This is a genomic window from Bradyrhizobium sp. AZCC 2262, from assembly GCF_036924535.1.
Lineage (GTDB): Bacteria > Pseudomonadota > Alphaproteobacteria > Rhizobiales > Xanthobacteraceae > Bradyrhizobium.
This window is the reverse complement of sequence record NZ_JAZHRT010000001.1, coordinates 7,764,398-7,783,630: the sequence shown is the minus strand read 5'-3', so window position 1 is coordinate 7,783,630 and position 19,233 is coordinate 7,764,398. Positions and strand designations below refer to the sequence as shown.

The following is a 19,233-nucleotide window of genomic DNA, read 5'->3' as shown; positions in this document are numbered from 1 at the left end:
TGTTCACCATATCCGTATTAGCACGGACGGCGAAATTAACGTGGCCGTGAAATCCGGAGACCTAGTCTGCAGAAGACCGATATCTGATTTTTGGAAGGCATGCGCATATGGACGACCTGTTGCGGGAGTTCTTGACGGAGACTAGCGAGAGCCTGGATACGGTCGACAATCAGTTGGTGCGGTTCGAGCAGGACCCGAGCGACGCGAAGATTTTGGATAATATCTTCCGCCTGGTCCACACCATCAAGGGCACCTGCGGTTTCCTGGGGCTGCCGCGGCTGGAAGCGCTGGCCCATGCCGGCGAGACCCTGATGGGCAAATTCCGCGACGGCATGCCGGTCAAGGCCGAAGCCGTGACGCTGATCCTGTCCTCGATCGATCGCATTAAAGAGATTCTGGCAGGGCTGGAAGCGACCGAGACCGAGCCCGAGGGCACCGACGAAGACCTGATCGAGAAACTGCACGCGATGGCCGAAGGCGCCAAGCATGCTGCGGCCGAGCCGGTTGCCGCGCCGGTCCCCGTGGTGGCCGCACCCCCGGTGCAGCCCGCGATCACCCAGGAAGTTGCCAAGGGCACGCTGGTGGACCAGGTACTGGAACGCCCGTTGCGTCCCGGCGAGGTCTCGCTCGACGACCTCGAACGCGCCTTCCGCGAGACCGAGACCGAAGCCGCCCCCGCGCCCAAACCCGCGCCGGTTCCTGTCGCCAAGCCGGCCGCGCCCGCCGCCAAGCCAGCCGCCACCGTGCCGGAAGCCAAGGAAATCGCCAAGGAAACCGCGAAGGCCAAACCGGCCAAGCGCGCCGCGGTCGCCGATACCGATGTTCAGGAAGCCGACAAGATCGCCAACCAGTCGATCCGCGTCAACGTGGACACGCTCGAACATCTGATGACGATGGTCTCCGAGCTGGTGCTGACCCGCAACCAGCTCCTGGAAATCTCCCGCCGCAACGAGGACACCGAGTTCAAGGTGCCGCTGCAGCGGCTGTCGAACGTCACCGCCGAGCTGCAGGAAGGCGTCATGAAGACGCGGATGCAGCCGATCGGCAATGCCTGGCAGAAGCTGCCCAGAATCGTCCGCGATCTCTCCGGCGAACTCGGCAAGCAGATCGAACTCGAGATGCACGGCGCCGACACCGAGCTCGACCGCCAGGTGCTCGACCTGATCAAGGATCCGTTGACGCACATGGTGCGCAACTCCGCCGACCATGGCCTCGAGACCCCGGCCGAGCGGCTGGCCTCAGGCAAGGGCGAGCAGGGCACGATACGGCTATCAGCCTATCACGAGGGCGGCCACATCATCATCTGCATCGCCGACAATGGCCGCGGGTTGAACACCGAGCGGATCAAGGCCAAGGCGCTGCAGAACGGTCTCGTCAGCGAGGCCGAACTGGAGAAGATGACCGAAGCCCAGATCCACAAGTTCATCTTTGCCCCGGGCTTCTCCACGGCGGCTGCCGTCACCTCGGTCTCCGGCCGCGGCGTCGGCATGGACGTGGTGCGCACCAATATCGACCAGATCGGCGGCACCATCGACATCAAGAGCGTGGCCGGCGAGGGTTCCTCCGTCACCATCAAGATCCCGCTGACGCTCGCCATCGTCTCGGCCCTGATCGTGGAAGCCGCTGGTGACCGCTTTGCGATTCCCCAATTGTCTGTGGTGGAACTGGTGCGCGCCCGCGCCAACTCCGAACACCGCATCGAGCGCATCAAGGACACCGCTGTCCTCAGGTTGCGCAACAAGCTGTTGCCGCTGATGCACCTGAAGAAGCTTTTGAAGATCGACGACGGATCATCCAGCGACCCCGAGAACGGTTTTATCGTGGTGACGCAGGTCGGCAGCCAGACCTTTGGCATCGTGGTCGACGGCGTGTTCCACACCGAAGAAATCGTGGTCAAGCCGATGTCCACCAAACTGCGGCACATCGACATGTTCTCCGGCAACACCATTTTGGGCGATGGCGCCGTGATCATGATCATCGATCCCAACGGCATTGCCAAAGCGCTCGGCGCCTCCGGCTCCTCGGCCCATGAGATGGCCGACGAGGCGTCCGCAGCCCATGCGATCGGCGGTGAACAGCTCACCTCGCTGCTGGTGTTCCGCGCCGGATCGAGCCAGCCCAAGGCGGTCCCGCTCGGGCTCGTCACCCGGCTGGAGGAGATCGCCACCGACAAGATCGAGCTCTCTAACGGCCGCTACATGGTGCAGTACCGCGAGCAGCTGATGCCGCTGGTGCAGATGACCGGGGTCACCGTCCAGACCCAGGGCTCGCAGCCGATCCTGGTGTTTGCCGACGACGGCCGCTCGATGGGGCTCGTGGTCGACGAGATCATCGACATCGTCGAGGAGCGGCTGCACATCGAGGTCGCCGGCCAGCAGGACGGCATTCTCGGTTCGGCCGTGATCAAGGGCCAGGCCACCGAAGTGATCGACGTCGGCCACTTCCTCCCCATGGCGTTTGCCGACTGGTTCTCGCGCAAGGAGATGCGGGCCTCGTCGACGGCGCAATCGGTGCTGCTGGTCGATGACTCAGCGTTCTTCCGCAACATGCTGGCGCCGGTCTTGAAGGCCGCCGGCTACAAGGTGCGGGTCGCCGTCAACGCGCAGGAGGGCCTCGCCGCGCTGCGCTCGAGCCACACATTCGACGTGGTGCTGACCGACATCGAGATGCCGGACATGAACGGCTTCGAGTTCGCCGAGACGATTCGCGCCGACCACAATCTGAGCACGATGCCGATCATCGCCTTGTCTTCGCTGGTGTCGCCGGCGGCGATCGAGCGCGGGCGGCAGGCCGGCTTCCACGATTATGTCGCCAAGTTCGACCGTCCCGGCCTGATCGCGGCGCTGAAGGAACAGACCGCCGAGACCAGGAAAGCGGCTTAAGAAGGTAAGATCATGACAACCAAGACCGAGACCATCGAGGGCACCGTGGCCGAATACGTCACCGCGGTGATCGGCGGGCAATTGTTCGGCCTGCCGATCTCGCGGGTGCAGGACGTGTTCATGCCGGAACGGCTGACCCGCGTTCCCCTGTCGTCGGCGGAGATCGCCGGCGTGCTGAATCTGCGCGGCCGCATCGTCACCGTGGTCGACATGCGCGCCCGGCTCGGGCTGCCCAAGAACGACGACGGCAAGCCGCCGATGGCGGTCGGCGTCGATCTGCGCGGCGAGTCCTACGGCCTGCTGATCGACCAGATCGGCGAGGTCTTGAAACTCCATGATAACGGCCGCGAGGAAAACCCCGTCAATCTCGATCCCCGCATGGCCAAGCTCGCCGGCGGTGTTCACCGTCTCGACGGCCAGCTCATGGTCGTCCTCGACGTCGATCGCGTTCTCGAAATCGTGCCGAAAACAACCCTCGCCGCGTAGCCCCGTGGGCATCCGCCGCTCGCAAGTAGGATACTGGATATGAAAACATGTCTCGTTGTTGAGGATTCCAGCATTGTTCGTAAAGTGGCGCGCCGCATCCTGGAAGGACTCGGTTTTGAGGTCGTCGAAGCCGAAGACGGTGTGGACGCTTTGGTCGTTTGCAAGCGCGCGATGCCTGAGGCGATTTTGCTCGACTGGAACATGCCGGTGATGGACGGCTACCACTTCCTGTGTCATCTGCGCCGCATGCCTGGCGGCGATGAGCCCAAGGTCGTGTTCTGCACCACCGAAAATGGCATCGATCATATCACGCAGGCGATCGACGGCGGCGCCAACGAATACATCATGAAGCCGTTCGACAAGGACATCATCGCGGCGAAGTTCCAGGAAGTCGGCCTGATCGAGCTCGCCGAACCCGGCCTCGTTTGAAACTTTTCTGCTTACCATCGAGAGGCCCGCCGTGACCCCGACAGACTATGAGTATCTGCGTAAGATCCTGAAGGATCATTCCGGTCTCGACCTGTCCGCAGACAAGCAATATCTGATCGAAAGCCGCCTGCTTCCGCTGTCGCGCAAATGCGGTGCGCCGGGCATCTCCGAACTCGTGCAGAAAATGAAGGGTGGATCGTCATCGATCACCGCCCAGGTGGTCGAAGCCATGACCACCAACGAAACCTTCTTCTTCCGCGACAAGGTGCCGTTCGAACACTTTCGCGATTCGATCATGCCTGAAATGTTGAAGGCGCGCGCCAACCGAAAGAGCATCAGGATATGGTGCGCTGCCGGCTCCACCGGCCAGGAGCCGTATTCGCTTGCGATGTCGCTGAAGGAAATGGGCGCCGCGCTGGCTGGATGGCGCGTCGAAATCATCGCGACCGACCTGTCCACGGAAGTGCTCGAGAAATCGAAATCGGGCGTCTACAGCCAGTTCGAGGTCCAGCGCGGCCTTCCGATTCAACTGCTCGTCAAATATTTCAAGCAGAACGGCGAGCTCTGGCAGATCAGCCCCGAGCTGCGCGCCATGGTTCAGCACCGGCAACTGAACCTGCTGCACGATTTCTCCCAGCTAGGCACCTTTGACGTCATCTTCTGCCGCAACGTGCTGATCTATTTCGATCAGGAAACCAAGATCAGTATCTTCGGCCGTCTCGCCAAGGCGATGGAAGGCGATGGCTTCCTGGTGCTGGGCGCGGCGGAAACGGTCGTCGGCCTGACGGATGTCTTCAAGCCGTTCCCGGACAAGCGCGGTCTCTATCGGCCGAGCGGCGCGCGTGCCGGGTCTGCGCAGGCCGCAACGTCGATGCCAAAAATTGCGGCGATGGCGGGACGGTGAGCGATGACAGAGGATGGCAAAGGCGTCGAGCGGGTTACGTTCAGCCGGGGCTATGACGTCTGCCTCATGGCGATCGACGGGACCTGGCGCAGGGACTGCCAGCTCAATGCGATCTCGGATACCGACGCCACGCTGACCGTGGAAGGCTCCATTCAAGGCCTCAATCTCAAGGAGTTCTTCCTGCTGCTGTCGTCGACCGGCCTCGCCTATCGCCGCTGCGAGCTTGTTCGGGTCAACGGTACGGAAATGGACATCCGCTTCCTGAGAGGCAAGCACGCCAAGAAGCGATCGGGCGCCTCGTCAAAGGCCGAAGAGGCGATGCACTGAGGCCGATCGGCAGGAAAAACGCGTCACAGCAAAAATTCAGGGCTCCGTTCCGATTCCATCGAAACGAAAAAGGCTCTGGCAGCTTCAACGGGCGCCGACGATGGTCGCGCGCATGTCGGCAAGACCCGCCACCAGATCCGGCGGTGCGCCCGTGGCATGACGGACGCCAGCCCGCGAGCGCAGGGCAATGCCAAGATTGACATCGCATGCCTGCAATGCGGCAGCCTTCATGTAGCGGGGCGATACGTCGTCGAGCTCGATGGTTGATGGAACTCTCGGGGTTGCCGGGCGATGTTTCCGGCGAAGTTTCCCTTGCGATCGTCCGTTCGATCAGCCGCAAGCGAAATCACGGCGCGATCGGCGTCATCCTGGCGGTGGAGCGTCTGCGCGACGCCGTCGCCTGCTGCATGAGTCTCAGTTACTTTTTTTTAGGGTGCGTTGCTACTTGTGCGTTAAGCTGCGGTCCCGTACAAATACGGTCCGGTATGGAGTTCGATACCGTTATCCGAGTGTGCGTCACATTCAACCACGCATGGACGATGGAACATGGCTGACAAAGCCCCCTCCCGTGGGGAGATCTTCGTAGTCGATGACGACCCAGCCGTTCGCGACACGCTTTCGATGGTCCTGACGGCAGGCGGCTATCAGGTCATCTGTTTTGCCGACGGAGCAGCGCTGCTGGCGATTGCGCGAACGCGGACGCCAGCCTGCATCCTCCTCGATGTGCATATCCCGGGCAAGTCCGGTCTCGATATTCTGAAAGAGCTGCATGGTGAGGATTATCCTGCGCCGATCTTCATGATCTCGGGGCAGGGCGATATCGCCATGGCGGTCAGCGCCATCAAGAACGGCGCGCTGGACTTCATCGAAAAGCCGTTTCGCGGCAGCGAAATCGTGGCAAGACTCGATGAGGCGATCGAGGCCTATGCTCGCCGGCAGGCGGAAAACGCGCCATCGCGCATTGCGACCATGCATTTTCCGGGACGTGAACCGCTCACGCGGCGCGAACGCGAGGTGCTGGAACAGTTCACCGCCGGCGCTTCCAACAAGGAAGCGGGGCGGCATCTCGGGATCAGCCCGCGCACGATCGAGGATCACCGCGCCAATATCATGAAGAAGCTCGGCGCGCGGAACGCGGCTGACCTGGTCCGGATCGTGATGACCACCCAGCGTCAGGGCCAAGCCTGATTACAGGTCTGATTAATTACAAGTTTGATTATAGGTCTGTCTGATCGCAGGCATGCCGGCGCCGCTGCGGCGATCAATCGGCGAGCGCTTTGCGGATCATCATCGCCATATCCGATTTCCGATAGGGCTTGGCGAGCAGCAATACGCCTTCGTCGAGCCGGCCGTGATGAATGATGGCATTCTCGGTATAGCCCGAGGTGAACAGCACCCTCAAGCCGGGCCTGACCTTCAATATCTCGTCGGCAAGCTGGCGGCCGTTCATGCCGGGCATGATCACGTCGGTGAACAGCAGGTCGAACGGATGGCCGGTGTGGGCGAGCGCCATTGCCTCGGTCGCGTTCGCCGCATCCAGCGTGACGTAACCGAGCGAGTGCAGCTGCGTCAGCACGTAGTCGCGCACCAGCTTGTCGTCTTCCACGACCAGGATTGTTTCATGGCCGCCCTCGACAGCCGCCGCCGGCACCGGCTCGGCCGCCGGCAAGGCGCCGGTGGCCGGTGGCAGATACATCTTGATCGTCGTGCCATGGCCTTCCTCGCTGTAGATCATGATGTGCCCGGCCGATTGCTTGATAAAGCCGTACACCATGCTCAGCCCGAGGCCGGTGCCCTTGCCTGGGCCCTTCGAGGTGAAGAACGGATTGAATACCTTGTCGAGGATCGCGGCCGGTATGCCGGTTCCGGTGTCGCTCACCGCGATCATGGCGTAGCGGCCGGGTCGGACGTCGCTGTGCATCCGCGCATAATTGTCATCGAGAATGACGAAGCCGGTCTCGATGATCAGCTTGCCTCCGTCCGGCATCGCGTCGCGGGCGTTGAGGGCCAGGTTGAGGATCGCGGTGGCGAGTTGATTGGGATCGACGATTGCCGGACAGGTCTCGTCGTCGAACACGGATTCGATCTCGACATGCTCGCCGAGCGTCCGCTGCAGCAGTTTCGCGGTGTCGATGATCAGCGTGTTGACGTCGGTGATCTTAGGTTCGAGTGGCTGCTTGCGCGCGAAGGCGAGAAGATGCTGGGTGAGATCGGCGCCGCGCGAGGCCGCCTCGTCGATCATTCGCGTGATGGCGGCAAGCTGCGGTTCGCCCTTGACGGCATCGGCCAGGATTTCGATCGTTCCCGTGATCACGGTGAGAATGTTGTTGAAGTCGTGCGCGATGCCGCCGGTGAGCTGGCCCATGGCCTCCATCTTCTCGGCCTGCCGGATCCTGTCCTCGGCCGCGAGCTTGTCGGTGAGGTCGCGGACGAATCCGTTGAACACGAAGCCCCCGCGCGTCTTCAGCGCGGCGATGCTCAGCTCAACCGTGATCTCCTTGCCGTCCCGCCGCCTGATCTGGAGTTCGCGGCGGGGCTGACGGACGACCACTTCGCCGGATAGCAGGAAGGCCTGCAGGGCTTTCTTGAGAGGTCCTTGCCCGTCCGGCTGGCCCATCAGATCGAACACATTGTTGCCGAGCGCTTCATCGCGCGGCCAGCCGAAGATATTCTCGGCCTGCGCATTCCAGTCCCTGATAACGCCCGTCTGGTCGACCTGGACGAAGGCGTCCAGCGCGGTGTCGACGATGCCGCGCGCGAGTTGCTCGCTTTCGCGCAGCGTCTCCTGCGCCAGCCGGCTCTCGGTCATGTCGCGGCCGACGAAGAAGAAGCGCTTGGCCGGTTCGGACCATGTTCCGAGCCAGGACAGCCACACCGCCCGCCCGTTCTTGTGAATGCAGCGCGTATCGGAAATCTTCGGGCGCTGGCCGCGCCGTGCCGCGCGCATTTCCTGGCGCGAGTTCTCGAGGTGGTCGGGATGGATGAAGTCGACCCCGCTGTGGCCGATCATTTCCTCCGGCCGATAGCCCAATATGGTCTCGCAGCTCGGGCTGATCTGAACCAGAAAGCCGCGCGAATCCATCACCATGATCAGATCCTGGGAGGTCTCGAAGATGCGGCGAAGCTCCTCCGTCTGTTGCTGCAGCACCTGCCTGGTCTTGTTGGCGTCGGTGATGTCGCGCGCGACCTTCGAGATTCCGATGATTGCTCTGGAGGGCGACTTGATCGGGGAAATGCTGAGCGAGACTTCGATGGGCCGGCCGTCCTTGTGCAGGCGTACTGTTTCATTTTGCTCGATGCGCTCACCCCAGCCGATTCGTCGCAACGTGTCCTGAATCTCCGGCAGCCGGTCGATGGGTACAAGCAGCGTAATGTTCTTGCCCGTGGCTTCCGCTGCGGAGTATCCGTAAAGCCGCTCGGCGGCCGAGTTCCAGCCGGTGATGGTGCCGTCGAGCGATGTCGTGATGATGGCGTCGTTGGAGGATTCGACCGCCGCGCCGAATAGCCGCTCCCGCTCGGCATGATGGTCACGCGCCGCTATGGTGCGCCGATGCTCCAGAACCTCCTGCTCAAGTGCGGCGGTCTTTGCATGGATTTCCTCGATCGCATACGCGAACGCGCGCGCGAGCACGCCGGTCTCGCCGCGGGCATCGACGGGAATGGCGACCTTGCCTTTGCCGGTCACCCCCTGAACGGCTTCGGTCAGCCGGACGATCGGTCGGGTCAGTGACCTCGCGATCAAGAGCGCCAGCACGGCCGCTGACAACACCGCGATCGCTCCGACCAGAAGGGAGGTATTCCTGATGCTCGCAGCCGGCGCCATGATCACGGCGTTAGGGGTCGTTTCGATGACGCCAACCCATTCGACCCCGGCCAGAAGCGCGGGTGCGAAGGCTATTCCGCCCGGCCGGTCGGCATTATCCGGCACGATATCAGCGCTGCCTTGCGTCGCCCCGACCTGCGGCGCCAGATGCGGGAAGTCGGCTTTCCAGTCGCTCGGCTTGCCGAGCAACCAGCCGAATTCCCGCGAACGATCGGGATGAATGAGATAGTCGCCCTGGCGGTTGACGACGTAGATCTTCTCGCCCGGCCATGCCGATGCGCGGACGCGGTCGAACGCGCGCCGCATGTCGACATTGACCATGAAAAAACCGAATGGCTTCCCGTCATCCGAGAAGATCGGCGTCGCGATGCGAAGCGTTGGCCTGTGCACCTCCTCGATAAGTCCGTTGCGGCGACCCAGATCGAGCGGTGAGACGTAGATTTGTCCGGGACTGAGCTGGGTCGCTTCCTGGAAGTAGCCGCGACTGCTTCTCTTCAGCAATCCCTCTTCGGGCACGATCCGAACCGTGTCGCCCGGTCCCGCGCGATCGACGCGGACAAGCTCACGGCCATCGTCATCGAGGCCGATGATCCGAATCATCGCATAGGTGGGCTTGGCTTCGAGTTCGGCCGCGAAACGTGAAGCTAGCCGATCGCGCCAGACCTTTTCGGAGACACCGTCGGTCGGATCTGTGCCGCCCGCTTTGCGGGCGCGGACCAATCCGTGCAACGCCGCTGCGGTCCGAAAGCCCGTGACATCTCCGGTTGCGCTCGCGGCGTAATATTCGAGATCGGTCGCGACCTGTCGTGCATGCGTCTCGATGCGGTCGCGGGCGCGCAACAGCAGCGCCTGTTCCAGGTTGCGATAGCTCAGCCATCCGACCGCGGAAACCGCGATCGCGACCAGCGCAATCATCGCGATGGCAAGCCTGGTTGTGAGCGTCATGTCGGTGCCCGCTCGCCCTCCCGCTCCGGCCCGGCAGGCCGCCGGACGAATCGGATGCTATGGCGCATCACGGGGAGGAAGCAACACCTCCGGCAGGCCGCGGTGCGCCGCGATCGACGGCTTCCAGGCAGCCCGTGACGGCCGCCAGGAGGTCCGCCGGCCGGAACGGTTTCTGCAGGCTGGAGATCGCTCCGAGCTTGGTCGCCATGGTCAGGAAGTCAGGGGCGGTGTCCGCCTCCGAAGAGATCGGCCGGCCGGAGATGACGATGATTGGAATCTGCGGCCGGTGCTGGCGAACCATCCGCATGGTTTCGAACCCATCCATTCCCGGCATGAAGATGTCGAGGAACAACAGATCGAAATTCCCGCTCTGACACAAGGCCACGCCCCTTCGCCCGTCATTGGCAGTGACCACGCTATGGCCGGCGCGCTCGAGCAGCAGGCGGACGGTCGTCTGGACCGCCGCATCGTCATCCACGACCAGTATTCTTGCCAAAGTAAAAAGTTCTCCGGGCCCGGCTGGAGCAAGTCAACGGCAAGTTGCGAGTTTTGTCGAATCCTCGCGTTGTCGCAACTGCTTCCCCGGCAGGAACGTTCCCGGTTGGGCCGGCAAAAAGCCCGTACATTCGCGCGAATAGCGCATGCGGCGGAGCAGCGAGGGTCAGTTGCTGAGATATTCCGGATAGCGCGAGCGAATCCGGGCGAGTTCGCTGAGCGTGCCCGACAGATGGGTACGCAGGTGCCTCTGCGCCCCGTCGGGCTCTCCGGCTTCGATCGCCTTCACGATCAGTCTGTGATGCCGCACGATATCCTGCGCCTTGCCGGGCGAGGGCAGATGCATCCGGCGCAGCCGATCGATATGCCCGCTGCGGCTGCGCACCAGCGCCCAGATGTCCTGCTTGTCGGCGGCCGTATAGAGCTGGCTGTGGAACTCGTTGTCGGCGGCCATGAATTTTTCGAAGTCGCCGGCCTTGGCATATTGCTGCTGGCGGGCAATCGTCGCGTGAAGTTCGACGACGAGCGTTTCGTCGTGCTGGATCGCGAGCCCGCGCACGATTTCGAGTTCGACCGCCTGCCGCAGGAAATGCGCCTGCTGCGCCAGCCGGACGTCGACCCGGCTGACCACGGTTGCATATTGCGGGAAGACGTCGACAAGCCCTTCTTCTTCAAGCCGCATCAGCGCATCGCGGATCGGCGTCGAACTGACGCCGAATTGGCCGGCGAGCGCGGCGCGCGACAACGGCGATCCCGGCGGCAGTTCCAGCGAAATGATCATGCCGCGCAGGCGCTCGAACACCTGCGGCGCGGCCTGGCGATCGCGATCGAGCCGGTCGGTGGAACGCGGCGCTGCGCGGCGGGAGGCAGTGTTCGGGGGAGCCATCGGGCGACCGGCCGTTTCAGAAGGGACTTGCTTCAGATGCACTAATACATTAGTGCATCTCCCCAGAAGCGTCAACGAGACGCCGGAGGAGATGCACAATGAAAAACAGGGTGTGGAGCGTCTGCGCGGGCGCCGTTGCGATGCTGATGTTGCTGCCGGGCTCGCAGGCTTCGGCCCAGCAGAAGTCGGAGGTGACGCTGTCGCGGCAGCCGGGCATTTTCTACATGCCCTCGCACATCATGGAAAAGAACAAGCTGATCGAGAAGCACGCGGCTTCCCTCGGCGTTCCCGGCGTCACCACCAAATGGATCAACCTGAGCGGCGGCGGCGCGCAGACCGATGCATTGCTGGCTGGCAGCGTCGACATCCTCAACACCGGAACCGGCAATCTGCTGCTGTTGTGGGATCGCACCCGCGGCGGCGTCAAGGGCATCGTCGCCACCTCGGCGCAGCCGATGACGCTGATCAGCCGCGATCCGAATATCAAGTCGATCAAGGATTTCGGGGCGAACGACAAGATCGCGGTGCCTACCGTCAAGGTCTCGACGCAGGCGATCGTGCTGCAGATCGCGGCCGCCGAAGCCTTCGGCGCCGACCAATGGTCGAAGCTCGATCCCAATACCGTGCAGCTCGGTCATCCCGACGCCTATGTGGCGATGACCAATACGCAGCACGAGGTGCGCAATCATTTCGCGATCCCGCCATTCACGTTCCTCGAACTGAAGAACGTCCCTGGCGCCCATGTGGTGCTGTCGTCGCCCGACGTGATGGGTGGCCCGCTCAGCCAGGCGCAGTTCTTCACGACAACCAAATTCGCCGACGCCAACCCGAAGATCGTGCAGGCGGTGCGCGACGCCACCAAGGAGGCGCACGACCTGATCCGCAGCGACACCAAGACGGCGGTCGAAATCTACAAGGAAGTCACCGGCGACAAGACCAGCGTCGAGGATCTCTTGGCGTGGCTCAAGGAGCCCGGCATGATGGAATGGAACCTGCAGCCGCAGGGCACCATGAAATTCGCCGCCCATCTGTTCAAGGTCGGCACGCTGAAGACCATGCCAAAAGCGTTCACCGATTACTACCTGCCGGTCGCCCACGACCTGAAGGGTAATTGATCGCCATGGCCGCGCTTCTCGACGTCAGTGATGTGACGCTGCGCTACAAGACTTCGAGCGCGGTGGTGACCGCGACCGAGCGGGTCAGCTTCACGGTCGATCGTTCCGATCGCTTCGTGCTGCTCGGCCCCTCAGGTTGCGGCAAGTCGACGCTGCTGAAGGCGGTCGGCGGCTACATGACGCCGAGTGAAGGCAAAATGCGCATTAGCGGCCGCGAAATATCAGAGCCCGGCGCCGACCGCATGATGATCTTCCAGGAGTTCGACCAGTTGCTGCCGTGGAAGACGGTACTGGAAAACGTGATGTTTCCGCTCCTGATGACGCGCCGCCTGCCGCGCAAGGAAGCCGAGGCGCGGGCGCGTGCCTATATCGAGAAGGTCAGCCTCACCCGCGTCGTCGATGCCTATCCGCACACGCTGTCCGGCGGCATGAAGCAGCGCGTCGCGATCGCGCGCGGCATGGCGATGGAGCCGGATATTCTGTTGATGGACGAGCCGTTCGCCGCGCTGGACGCGCTGACGCGACGGACTTGCCAGGACGAACTGTTGCAGCTCTGGGCAGAAACCAAGTTCACCGTCCTGTTCGTCACCCATTCGATCGCGGAAGCGATCAAGATCGGTAACCGCATTTTGCTGCTGTCGCCGCATCCCGGCCGCGTCAAGGCCGAGGTGATCGATGTCGACCAGGTCTCCGGCGAGGACGGCAGCGCCGCGCGGCTGGAACAGCAGATCCATGATCTGCTGTTCGCTGACGCCGTCACGGCACACTGAGGGGAGCGCGCGATGGGCGAGGCAAGAATTCTGCTGCGCGATGCGGCCGATGCATCGGCAATTGTCCCGGCGGAAGTCGAACGCAAGCTGACGGTGCTGGAACTGCTGTGGAACGACGGCTTCGTCCGCAAGTCCGTGATCATCATCTTCCTCGCCGCGGCCTGGGAGATCTACGGCACTATCCTCAACAATCCGCTGCTGTTTCCGACCTTCCACGACACGATTCTGACGATGTTCGATAAAGTACGTGACGGCACCATTCCCTTGCGTGCCTGGGCGTCGCTAAAAGTGCTGTTCATGGGCTATGCCGCCGGCATCATCCTCGCGGCTATCTTCACGATTCTCGCGATCTCGACCCGGATCGGCACGGACTTTCTCGAAACGATCACCGCGATGTTCAATCCGCTGCCGGCGATCGCGCTGTTGCCGCTGGCACTGATCTGGTTCGGTCTCGGTAATGGCAGCCTTGTTTTTGTGCTGATCCATTCGGTGCTGTGGCCGGTCGCGCTCAACACCCATTCCGGCTTCAAGAGCGTGTCGAACACGCTGCGCATGGTCGGTCGCAATTACGGCCTGCGCGGGCTGCCCTATGTCGCGCGCATTCTCATTCCCGCGGCGTTCGGCTCGATCCTGACTGGCCTGAAGATCGGATGGGCGTTTGCCTGGCGCACGCTGATCGCAGCCGAGCTCGTATTCGGTGTGTCGTCGGGGCAGGGTGGCCTCGGCTGGTTCATCTTCGAGAACCGCAACCTCCTGGATATTCCTGCGGTGTTCGCCGGCCTGTTGACGGTGATCGTGATCGGCTTGATTGTCGAGAACCTGATCTTCCGCACCATCGAGCGCAACACCGTCCAGAAATGGGGCACGCAGTCATGAGCAGCAAGAAGAACCCCGCCGACCTCCGCAGCGCGCGCTGGTTCGCGCCCGACGATCTGCGCGCCTTCGGTCATCGCTCGCGCGCGATGCAGATGGGTTATGCGCCGGAAGAGTGGAAGGGCCGGCCCGTCATTGCGATCCTCAACACCTGGTCGGACGCGCAGCCCTGCCACATGCATTTCAAATCGCGCGTTGACGACGTCAAGCGCGGCATCCTGATGGCGGGCGGTTTCCCGATGGAGCTGCCGGCGCTGTCGCTGTCGGAATCTTTTTTGAAGCCGACCACCATGCTCTACCGCAACATGCTGGCGATGGACGCCGAGGAATTGCTGCGCGGCCACCCCGTCGATGGCGTCGTGCTGATGGGCGGCTGCGACAAGACCACGCCGGGGCTTCTCTTGGGCGCCACCAGCATGGGCCTGCCGACGATCTACCTTCCGGCCGGGCCGATGCTGCGCGGCAACTGGAAGGGCAAGACGCTGGGCTCCGGTTCGGACGCCTGGAAATACTGGGACGAGCGGCGCGCGGGCAAAATCTCCGACAAGGATTGGGTCGATGTCGAGGCCGGCATCGCCCGCAGCTACGGCACCTGCATGACCATGGGCACGGCGTCGACCATGACCGCGATTGCGGAATCGATCGGCATGACGCTGCCGGGCGCGTCCTCGATTCCCGCCGCCGACGCCGGCCACATCCGCATGGCTTCCGAATGCGGCCGACGGATTGTCGAGATGGTGTGGGAGGATTTGACGCCGGAAAAAATCCAGACGCGCAAGGCGTTCGAGAACGCGATCACGGTCGCGATGGCGATGGGCTGTTCCACCAACGCGATCATCCATCTGATCGCGCAGGCCCGTCGTGCCGGTCAGGATATCGGCCTCGACGATTTCGAAAAGGCCAGCCGCAAGGTGCCCGTGATCGCCAATGTGCGACCGAGTGGCGACAAATATCTGATGGAGGATTTCTTCTATGCCGGCGGCCTGCCGGGCCTGATGAGCCGCATCCGGGAGCATCTGCATCTCGACGTCATGACGGTGACCGGTGAGAGCCTCGGCGACAACATCGCGCGCGCCGAGGTCTACAACGACGACGTCATCCGCACCGTGAAGGATCCGATCTATGCCGAGGGCGCGCTCGCCGTGCTCAAGGGCAACCTCGCGCCTGACGGTTGCGTGATCAAGCCGAGCGCCTGCGAGCCGCGCTTTCTCAAGCACACCGGTCCGGCGCTGGTGTTCGACGATTACCCCTCTATGAAGAAGGCGATCGACGATCCGAATCTGGACGTCACCGCCGATCACGTGCTGATCCTGCGCAATGCCGGGCCACAGGGCGGGCCCGGCATGCCGGAATGGGGCATGCTGCCGATCCCCACCAAACTGGTGAAGCAGGGCGTGCGCGACATGGTGCGGCTGTCGGATGCGCGCATGAGCGGCACCAGCTACGGCGCCTGCATCCTGCATGTCTCGCCGGAATCCTATGTCGGCGGGCCGCTGGCCCTGGTGCGAACCGGCGACAAGATCACGCTCGACGTCAACGCGCGCAGCATCAACCTCGATGTGCCCGAAGCGGAGCTCGCAAAGCGTCGCGCCGCATGGAAGGCGCCGGAGCCGCGCTACGAGCGCGGCTATGGCTGGATGTTCACCCGCCACATCAAGCAAGCCAATGAAGGCTGCGACTTCGATTTTCTGGAGACCGGATTTGGGAAGCCGGTGGAGGAGCCGTCGATTTACTAGCCGTCGTCGTTCCGGGGCGATGCGAAGCATCGAACCCGGAACCTCGAGATTCCGGGTTCACGCTTCGCGTGCCCCGGAATGACAAACGAGAGGACCGGCGAGAAACGCCGGTATCAAACAAAAGCATCACAGGGGAGGACGACCAATGAATATGAATCGACGCAACCTGCTCGCAGGGGCCGGCGCTGCCGCCGCTTCCACACTTCTCGCCCGCGCCGCCGGCGCACAATCATTCCCATTCACGCCGAACCAGCGCTATCCCGATCCGGCCGTGCAGATCCTCGATCCCAGCTTTGCGAAATACCGGATCTATTCATCGACCGTCGAGCAGGTCGCGACCGGCATGCGCTGGGCCGAAGGGCCGGCGTATTTTCCCGAAGGTGGTTACCTGCTGTTCTCCGACATCCCCAACAACCGCATCATGAAGTTCGACGAGAAGACCAGCCAGACCTCAGTCTTCCGCGCCAACGCCAACTACGCCAACGGCAATGCCCGCGACCGCCAGGGCCGGCTCGTCACCTGCGAGCATTCGGTCACCCGCCGCATCACCCGCACCGAGAAGGACGGCAAGATTACCGTGCTGGCCGACAAGTTCGAGGGCAAGCGGCTGAACGCGCCGAACGACATCGTGGTGAAGTCCGACGACACCATCTGGTTCACCGATCCGCTGTTCGGCATCAACGGCGAGTGGGAAGGCAAGAAGGAAAAGCCCGAGCAGGCCACCACCAACGTCTATCGCCTCACCAAGGACGGCAAGCTGACGGCCGTCATTACCGATATCGTCAATCCCAACGGGCTGGCGTTCTCGCCGGACGAGAAGAAGCTCTATGTGGTGGAGTGGAAGGGGACGCCGAACCGCAGCATCTGGAGCTTTGACGTCAACGACGACGGCACGGTAGGCAACAGAACCAAGCTGATCGATGCCGCGGATCAAGGCGCGCTCGACGGTTTTCGCGTCGACCGCGACGGTAATCTATGGTGCGGCTGGGGCTCCAACGGCGCGCTGCAGTCCGAGCCGACGGACGTTGGCATCCGAAAAGTGTTCCAGCTCAAGGGCAAGTCCGAGGATCTCGACGGCGTGATGGTGTTCAGCCCGACCGGCAAGCCGCTCGCCCACATCCGCCTGCCGGAACGCTGCGCCAATCTCGCCTTCGGCGGCCCGAAGAATAACCGCCTCTACATGACGAGCTGCCACTCGGTTTACGCGCTCTACGTGGAGTGCCACGGCGCGGTTTGAGCCACGATGTCGTTCCGGGGCGCGAAGCGAACCCGGAACCTCGAGATTCCGGGTCTGGTGCTCGCGCACCATCCCGGAATAACGACAAACTGGGATGAATGCTATGACAAAACTGAGCGACGCTACCCGCAACAAGCTGAAGACGGTCTCCACCGCCACCGTCGCCACCGCGCTGTTCAAGCGCGGTTTTCGCATCCAGATGATTCAGGACGTTCATCCGCTCGGCCCCGATCAGCCGGTGCTGGTCGGCGAGGCCTTTACACTGCGCTACATGCCGGCGCGTGAGGACCTCAACAAGATTGATGTGTTCCGCGACCGCAGCCACCCGCAGCGCAAGGCGATCGAGGATTGCCCGCCCGGCGCGGTGTTGGTGATGGACAGCCGCAAGGACGCGCGTGCCGCCTCCGCCGGCGCCATCCTGGTGACGCGGTTGATGCAGCGCGGTTGCGCCGGCGTGATCACCGATGGCGGTTTTCGCGATTCGGCTGAAATCGCGGCCCTCGGCTTCCCCGCCTATCACCACCGCCCAAGCGCGCCGACCAATCTGACGCTGCATCAGGCGATCGAGATCAACGTCCCGATCGGCTGCGGTGACGCGCCGGTGTTTCCCGGCGACGTCATCTTGGGCGATAACGACGGCGTCATCGTGATCCCCGCGCATCTGGCGGATGAGATCGCCGACGAGGCGGTCGAGATGACCGCGTTCGAGGATTTTGTTACCGAGGAGGTACGCAAGGGCCGCTCGATCCTCGGCCTCTACCCCGCAACCGACGAGCAGACGCCAAAGGATTTTGCGGCTTGGCGCAAGGCGAACGGGCGATAATATGCCGCTGGCTGGCAACGAACGCGTTTTTCTCTAACAGCGAGTCCACATCATGCTGATGTTCAACAATCTGATCGACGGCGAATGGCTGTCCGATGGCGCCCGCGCGCCCAACGTCAATCCATCCGACACCAAGGACATCGTCGGCGAGGCGGTGCGCGGTACGCGCGCGCAGGCGGAGGCGGCGATTGCCGCCGCAAAGACGGCATTCCCGGCCTGGTCGCGATCAACGCCGCAAGCGCGCTACGACATCCTGAAGAAGGCATCAGACGAAATCCTGGCGCGCAAGGATGAGTTGGGCCGGTTGCTGTCGCGCGAGGAAGGCAAGACGCTGCCGGAAGGCGTCGGCGAGGTCGCGCGCGCCGGACAGATCTTTGCGTTCTTTGCCGGCGAATGTCTGCGGATGGCGGGTGAGAAACTAGCTTCCGTGCGTCCCGGCATCGACATCGAGATCACGCGCGAGGCGCTGGGCGTTGTCGGCCTGATCACGCCGTGGAATTTTCCGATCGCGATCCCGGCCTGGAAGATTGCGCCGGCCTTGGCCTATGGCAATACCGTGGTGATCAAGCCTGCGGATCTCGTACCCGGCTCGACTTGGGCGCTGGTCGATATCCTGCACCGCGCCGGCCTGCCCAAGGGCGTGCTCAACCTCGTGTTAGGACGTGGCTCGGAAGTCGGAGCGGTCCTGCTGGAGCATCCCGACGTTGCCGCCATCAGCTTTACGGGATCGGTGGCTACCGGCCAGAAGGTCGCGGCGGCCTGCATCGCCTCGCGGCCGATGAAAAAGTTTCAGCTGGAAATGGGCGGCAAAAACCCGCTGGTCGTGCTGGACGACGCGGACGTGAAAGTCGCGGTGGAATGCGCCGCCAATAGCGCGTTCTTTTCCACCGGGCAACGCTGCACGGCTGCGTCACGGCTGATCGTCACCGCCGGGATTCACGACAAATTCGTCGAGGCCCTGACCGAGCGGATGCGCGGCCTGAAGGTCGATGACGCCGTCAAGGCCGGTACCGATATCGGTCCCGTCGTTGATCAGAGCCAACTGGATCAGGATCTCAAATATATCAGCATCGGCAAGGACGAAGGCGCCAAGCTCGCCTTCGGCGGCGAGCGGCTCAACCGCGAGGCACCCGGCTTCTACCTGCAGCCGGCACTGTTCACCGACGTCAGCAACAAGATGCGGATCGCGCGCGAGGAAATCTTTGGGCCGGTGGCGGCGGTCATCAGGGTCAAGGATTATGCTGAAGCGCTGGCGACCGCGAACGACACCGATTTTGGCCTGTCATCCGGCATCTGCACCACCAGCCTGAAATACGCCAGCGACTACAAGCGCAATTCCGAAGCCGGCATGGTGATGGTCAACCTGCCGATCGCCGGCGTCGATTACCACGTGCCGTTCGGTGGCCGAAAAGGCTCCAGCTTCGGAGCCCGCGAACAGGGCCGCTACGCCGCCGAGTTCTATACGACGGTCAAGACAGCCTACACGTTGCCGTAACGGGCGG

General features: G+C 62.9%; 18 protein-coding genes. 14 read left to right on the top strand and 4 right to left on the bottom strand.

Annotated elements, in window-relative coordinates:
* Nucleotides 1-107: 107 nt before the first annotated feature.
* The 5 genes from V1283_RS36425 to V1283_RS36405 are packed head-to-tail and all read left to right on the top strand — an operon-like array spanning nucleotide 108 to nucleotide 5,028.
* Nucleotides 108-2,882 (top strand): hybrid sensor histidine kinase/response regulator, encoded by a 2,775-nt coding sequence (locus V1283_RS36425; protein ID WP_334391422.1) that lies wholly within the window; start codon nucleotides 108-110, stop codon nucleotides 2,880-2,882.
* A 12-nt stretch (nucleotides 2,883-2,894) separates the two neighbouring features.
* Nucleotides 2,895-3,368 carry a chemotaxis protein CheW gene (locus tag V1283_RS36420; RefSeq protein WP_334391421.1) on the top strand — a complete coding sequence of 158 codons (474 nt, stop codon included), beginning with the start codon at nucleotides 2,895-2,897 and terminating at the stop codon, nucleotides 3,366-3,368.
* A 39-nt stretch (nucleotides 3,369-3,407) separates the two neighbouring features.
* Nucleotides 3,408-3,797, top strand: coding sequence for a response regulator (locus V1283_RS36415; protein WP_334391420.1), 390 nt, complete (start codon nucleotides 3,408-3,410; stop codon nucleotides 3,795-3,797).
* A gap of 31 nt (nucleotides 3,798-3,828) precedes the next feature.
* On the top strand, nucleotides 3,829-4,701 hold the full coding sequence (locus tag V1283_RS36410; RefSeq protein ID WP_334391419.1) for a CheR family methyltransferase: 873 nt from the start codon (nucleotides 3,829-3,831) through the stop codon (nucleotides 4,699-4,701).
* A 3-nt stretch (nucleotides 4,702-4,704) separates the two neighbouring features.
* Nucleotides 4,705-5,028, top strand: coding sequence for a PilZ domain-containing protein (locus V1283_RS36405; RefSeq protein ID WP_334391418.1), 324 nt, complete (start codon nucleotides 4,705-4,707; stop codon nucleotides 5,026-5,028).
* 84 nt (nucleotides 5,029-5,112) lie between these two features.
* Here the strand turns inward: V1283_RS36405 and V1283_RS36400 are convergent, their stop codons facing one another.
* The gene (locus V1283_RS36400; protein WP_334391417.1) at nucleotides 5,113-5,244 is read right to left on the bottom strand and encodes a hypothetical protein; all 132 of its coding nucleotides are present in this window, start codon (nucleotides 5,242-5,244) and stop codon (nucleotides 5,113-5,115) included.
* Between the two features lie 50 nt (nucleotides 5,245-5,294).
* On the opposite strand from V1283_RS36400, the gene V1283_RS36395 reads away from it, so the two are divergent.
* Entirely contained in the window at nucleotides 5,295-5,582 is a 288-nt protein-coding gene (locus tag V1283_RS36395) for a hypothetical protein (RefSeq protein WP_334391416.1), read from the top strand.
* Nucleotides 5,575-6,216, top strand: coding sequence for a response regulator transcription factor (locus V1283_RS36390; protein WP_334391415.1), 642 nt, complete (start codon nucleotides 5,575-5,577; stop codon nucleotides 6,214-6,216). Before V1283_RS36395 ends, V1283_RS36390 begins: the two co-directional genes overlap by 8 nt.
* Before the next feature lie 73 nt (nucleotides 6,217-6,289).
* Here V1283_RS36390 and V1283_RS36385 read toward each other — a convergent pair whose 3' ends face one another.
* The 3 genes from V1283_RS36385 to V1283_RS36375 all read right to left on the bottom strand — a co-directional run bounded on the left by V1283_RS36385 (nucleotide 6,290) and on the right by V1283_RS36375 (nucleotide 11,177).
* A complete protein-coding gene (locus tag V1283_RS36385) occupies nucleotides 6,290-9,796 on the bottom strand; it encodes a PAS domain S-box protein (RefSeq protein ID WP_334391414.1) in 3,507 nt (1,168 codons plus the stop codon).
* Between the two features lie 67 nt (nucleotides 9,797-9,863).
* Complete coding sequence (locus V1283_RS36380; RefSeq protein WP_334391413.1) at nucleotides 9,864-10,292, bottom strand: response regulator; 429 nt, start codon at nucleotides 10,290-10,292, stop codon at nucleotides 9,864-9,866.
* A gap of 165 nt (nucleotides 10,293-10,457) precedes the next feature.
* Nucleotides 10,458-11,177, bottom strand: a complete 720-nt coding sequence (locus V1283_RS36375; protein ID WP_334391412.1) for a GntR family transcriptional regulator — start codon at nucleotides 11,175-11,177, stop codon at nucleotides 10,458-10,460.
* Nucleotides 11,178-11,317: 140 nt separating this feature from the next.
* Between V1283_RS36375 and V1283_RS36370 the strand changes: the two genes are divergently transcribed.
* The 7 genes from V1283_RS36370 (at nucleotide 11,318) to V1283_RS36340 (ending at nucleotide 19,226) form a co-directional block, all read left to right on the top strand.
* Nucleotides 11,318-12,292 (top strand): ABC transporter substrate-binding protein, encoded by a 975-nt coding sequence (locus tag V1283_RS36370; protein ID WP_334393307.1) that lies wholly within the window; start codon nucleotides 11,318-11,320, stop codon nucleotides 12,290-12,292.
* Nucleotides 12,293-12,297: 5 nt separating this feature from the next.
* Nucleotides 12,298-13,062, top strand: coding sequence for an ABC transporter ATP-binding protein (locus V1283_RS36365; protein ID WP_334391411.1), 765 nt, complete (start codon nucleotides 12,298-12,300; stop codon nucleotides 13,060-13,062).
* A gap of 12 nt (nucleotides 13,063-13,074) precedes the next feature.
* The gene (locus tag V1283_RS36360) at nucleotides 13,075-13,938 is read left to right on the top strand and encodes an ABC transporter permease (protein ID WP_334391410.1); all 864 of its coding nucleotides are present in this window, start codon (nucleotides 13,075-13,077) and stop codon (nucleotides 13,936-13,938) included.
* On the top strand, nucleotides 13,935-15,671 hold the full coding sequence (gene araD, locus V1283_RS36355; protein WP_334391409.1) for an L-arabinonate dehydratase: 1,737 nt from the start codon (nucleotides 13,935-13,937) through the stop codon (nucleotides 15,669-15,671). The genes V1283_RS36360 and araD overlap by 4 nt, the downstream gene beginning before the upstream one ends.
* Nucleotides 15,672-15,816: 145 nt before the next feature.
* Nucleotides 15,817-16,908 carry an SMP-30/gluconolactonase/LRE family protein gene (locus V1283_RS36350; RefSeq protein ID WP_334391408.1) on the top strand — a complete coding sequence of 364 codons (1,092 nt, stop codon included), beginning with the start codon at nucleotides 15,817-15,819 and terminating at the stop codon, nucleotides 16,906-16,908.
* A 103-nt stretch (nucleotides 16,909-17,011) separates the two neighbouring features.
* Nucleotides 17,012-17,731, top strand: coding sequence for a ribonuclease activity regulator RraA (locus V1283_RS36345; protein ID WP_334391407.1), 720 nt, complete (start codon nucleotides 17,012-17,014; stop codon nucleotides 17,729-17,731).
* Between the two features lie 52 nt (nucleotides 17,732-17,783).
* Nucleotides 17,784-19,226, top strand: a complete 1,443-nt coding sequence (locus V1283_RS36340; protein ID WP_334391406.1) for an aldehyde dehydrogenase family protein — start codon at nucleotides 17,784-17,786, stop codon at nucleotides 19,224-19,226.
* The last annotated feature ends 7 nt before the right edge of the window (nucleotides 19,227-19,233 follow it).

Excerpts from the sequence above, each read along its gene's own strand:
- V1283_RS36425 (WP_334391422.1), top strand. The coding sequence starts at position 108 with ATGGACGACCTGTTGCGGGAGTTCTTGACGGAGACTAGCGAGAGCCTG.
- V1283_RS36420 (WP_334391421.1), top strand. The coding sequence starts at position 2,895 with ATGACAACCAAGACCGAGACCATCGAGGGCACCGTGGCCGAATACGTC.
- V1283_RS36415 (WP_334391420.1), top strand. The coding sequence starts at position 3,408 with ATGAAAACATGTCTCGTTGTTGAGGATTCCAGCATTGTTCGTAAAGTG.
- V1283_RS36405 (WP_334391418.1), top strand. The coding sequence starts at position 4,705 with ATGACAGAGGATGGCAAAGGCGTCGAGCGGGTTACGTTCAGCCGGGGC.
- V1283_RS36395 (WP_334391416.1), top strand. The coding sequence starts at position 5,295 with ATGGAACTCTCGGGGTTGCCGGGCGATGTTTCCGGCGAAGTTTCCCTT.
- V1283_RS36390 (WP_334391415.1), top strand. The coding sequence starts at position 5,575 with ATGGCTGACAAAGCCCCCTCCCGTGGGGAGATCTTCGTAGTCGATGAC.
- V1283_RS36385 (WP_334391414.1), bottom strand. The coding sequence starts at position 9,796 with ATGACGCTCACAACCAGGCTTGCCATCGCGATGATTGCGCTGGTCGCG.
- V1283_RS36375 (WP_334391412.1), bottom strand. The coding sequence starts at position 11,177 with ATGGCTCCCCCGAACACTGCCTCCCGCCGCGCAGCGCCGCGTTCCACC.
- V1283_RS36370 (WP_334393307.1), top strand. The coding sequence starts at position 11,318 with ATGCTGATGTTGCTGCCGGGCTCGCAGGCTTCGGCCCAGCAGAAGTCG.
- V1283_RS36365 (WP_334391411.1), top strand. The coding sequence starts at position 12,298 with ATGGCCGCGCTTCTCGACGTCAGTGATGTGACGCTGCGCTACAAGACT.
- V1283_RS36360 (WP_334391410.1), top strand. The coding sequence starts at position 13,075 with ATGGGCGAGGCAAGAATTCTGCTGCGCGATGCGGCCGATGCATCGGCA.
- araD (WP_334391409.1), top strand. The coding sequence starts at position 13,935 with ATGAGCAGCAAGAAGAACCCCGCCGACCTCCGCAGCGCGCGCTGGTTC.
- V1283_RS36350 (WP_334391408.1), top strand. The coding sequence starts at position 15,817 with ATGAATATGAATCGACGCAACCTGCTCGCAGGGGCCGGCGCTGCCGCC.
- V1283_RS36345 (WP_334391407.1), top strand. The coding sequence starts at position 17,012 with ATGACAAAACTGAGCGACGCTACCCGCAACAAGCTGAAGACGGTCTCC.
- V1283_RS36340 (WP_334391406.1), top strand. The coding sequence starts at position 17,784 with ATGCTGATGTTCAACAATCTGATCGACGGCGAATGGCTGTCCGATGGC.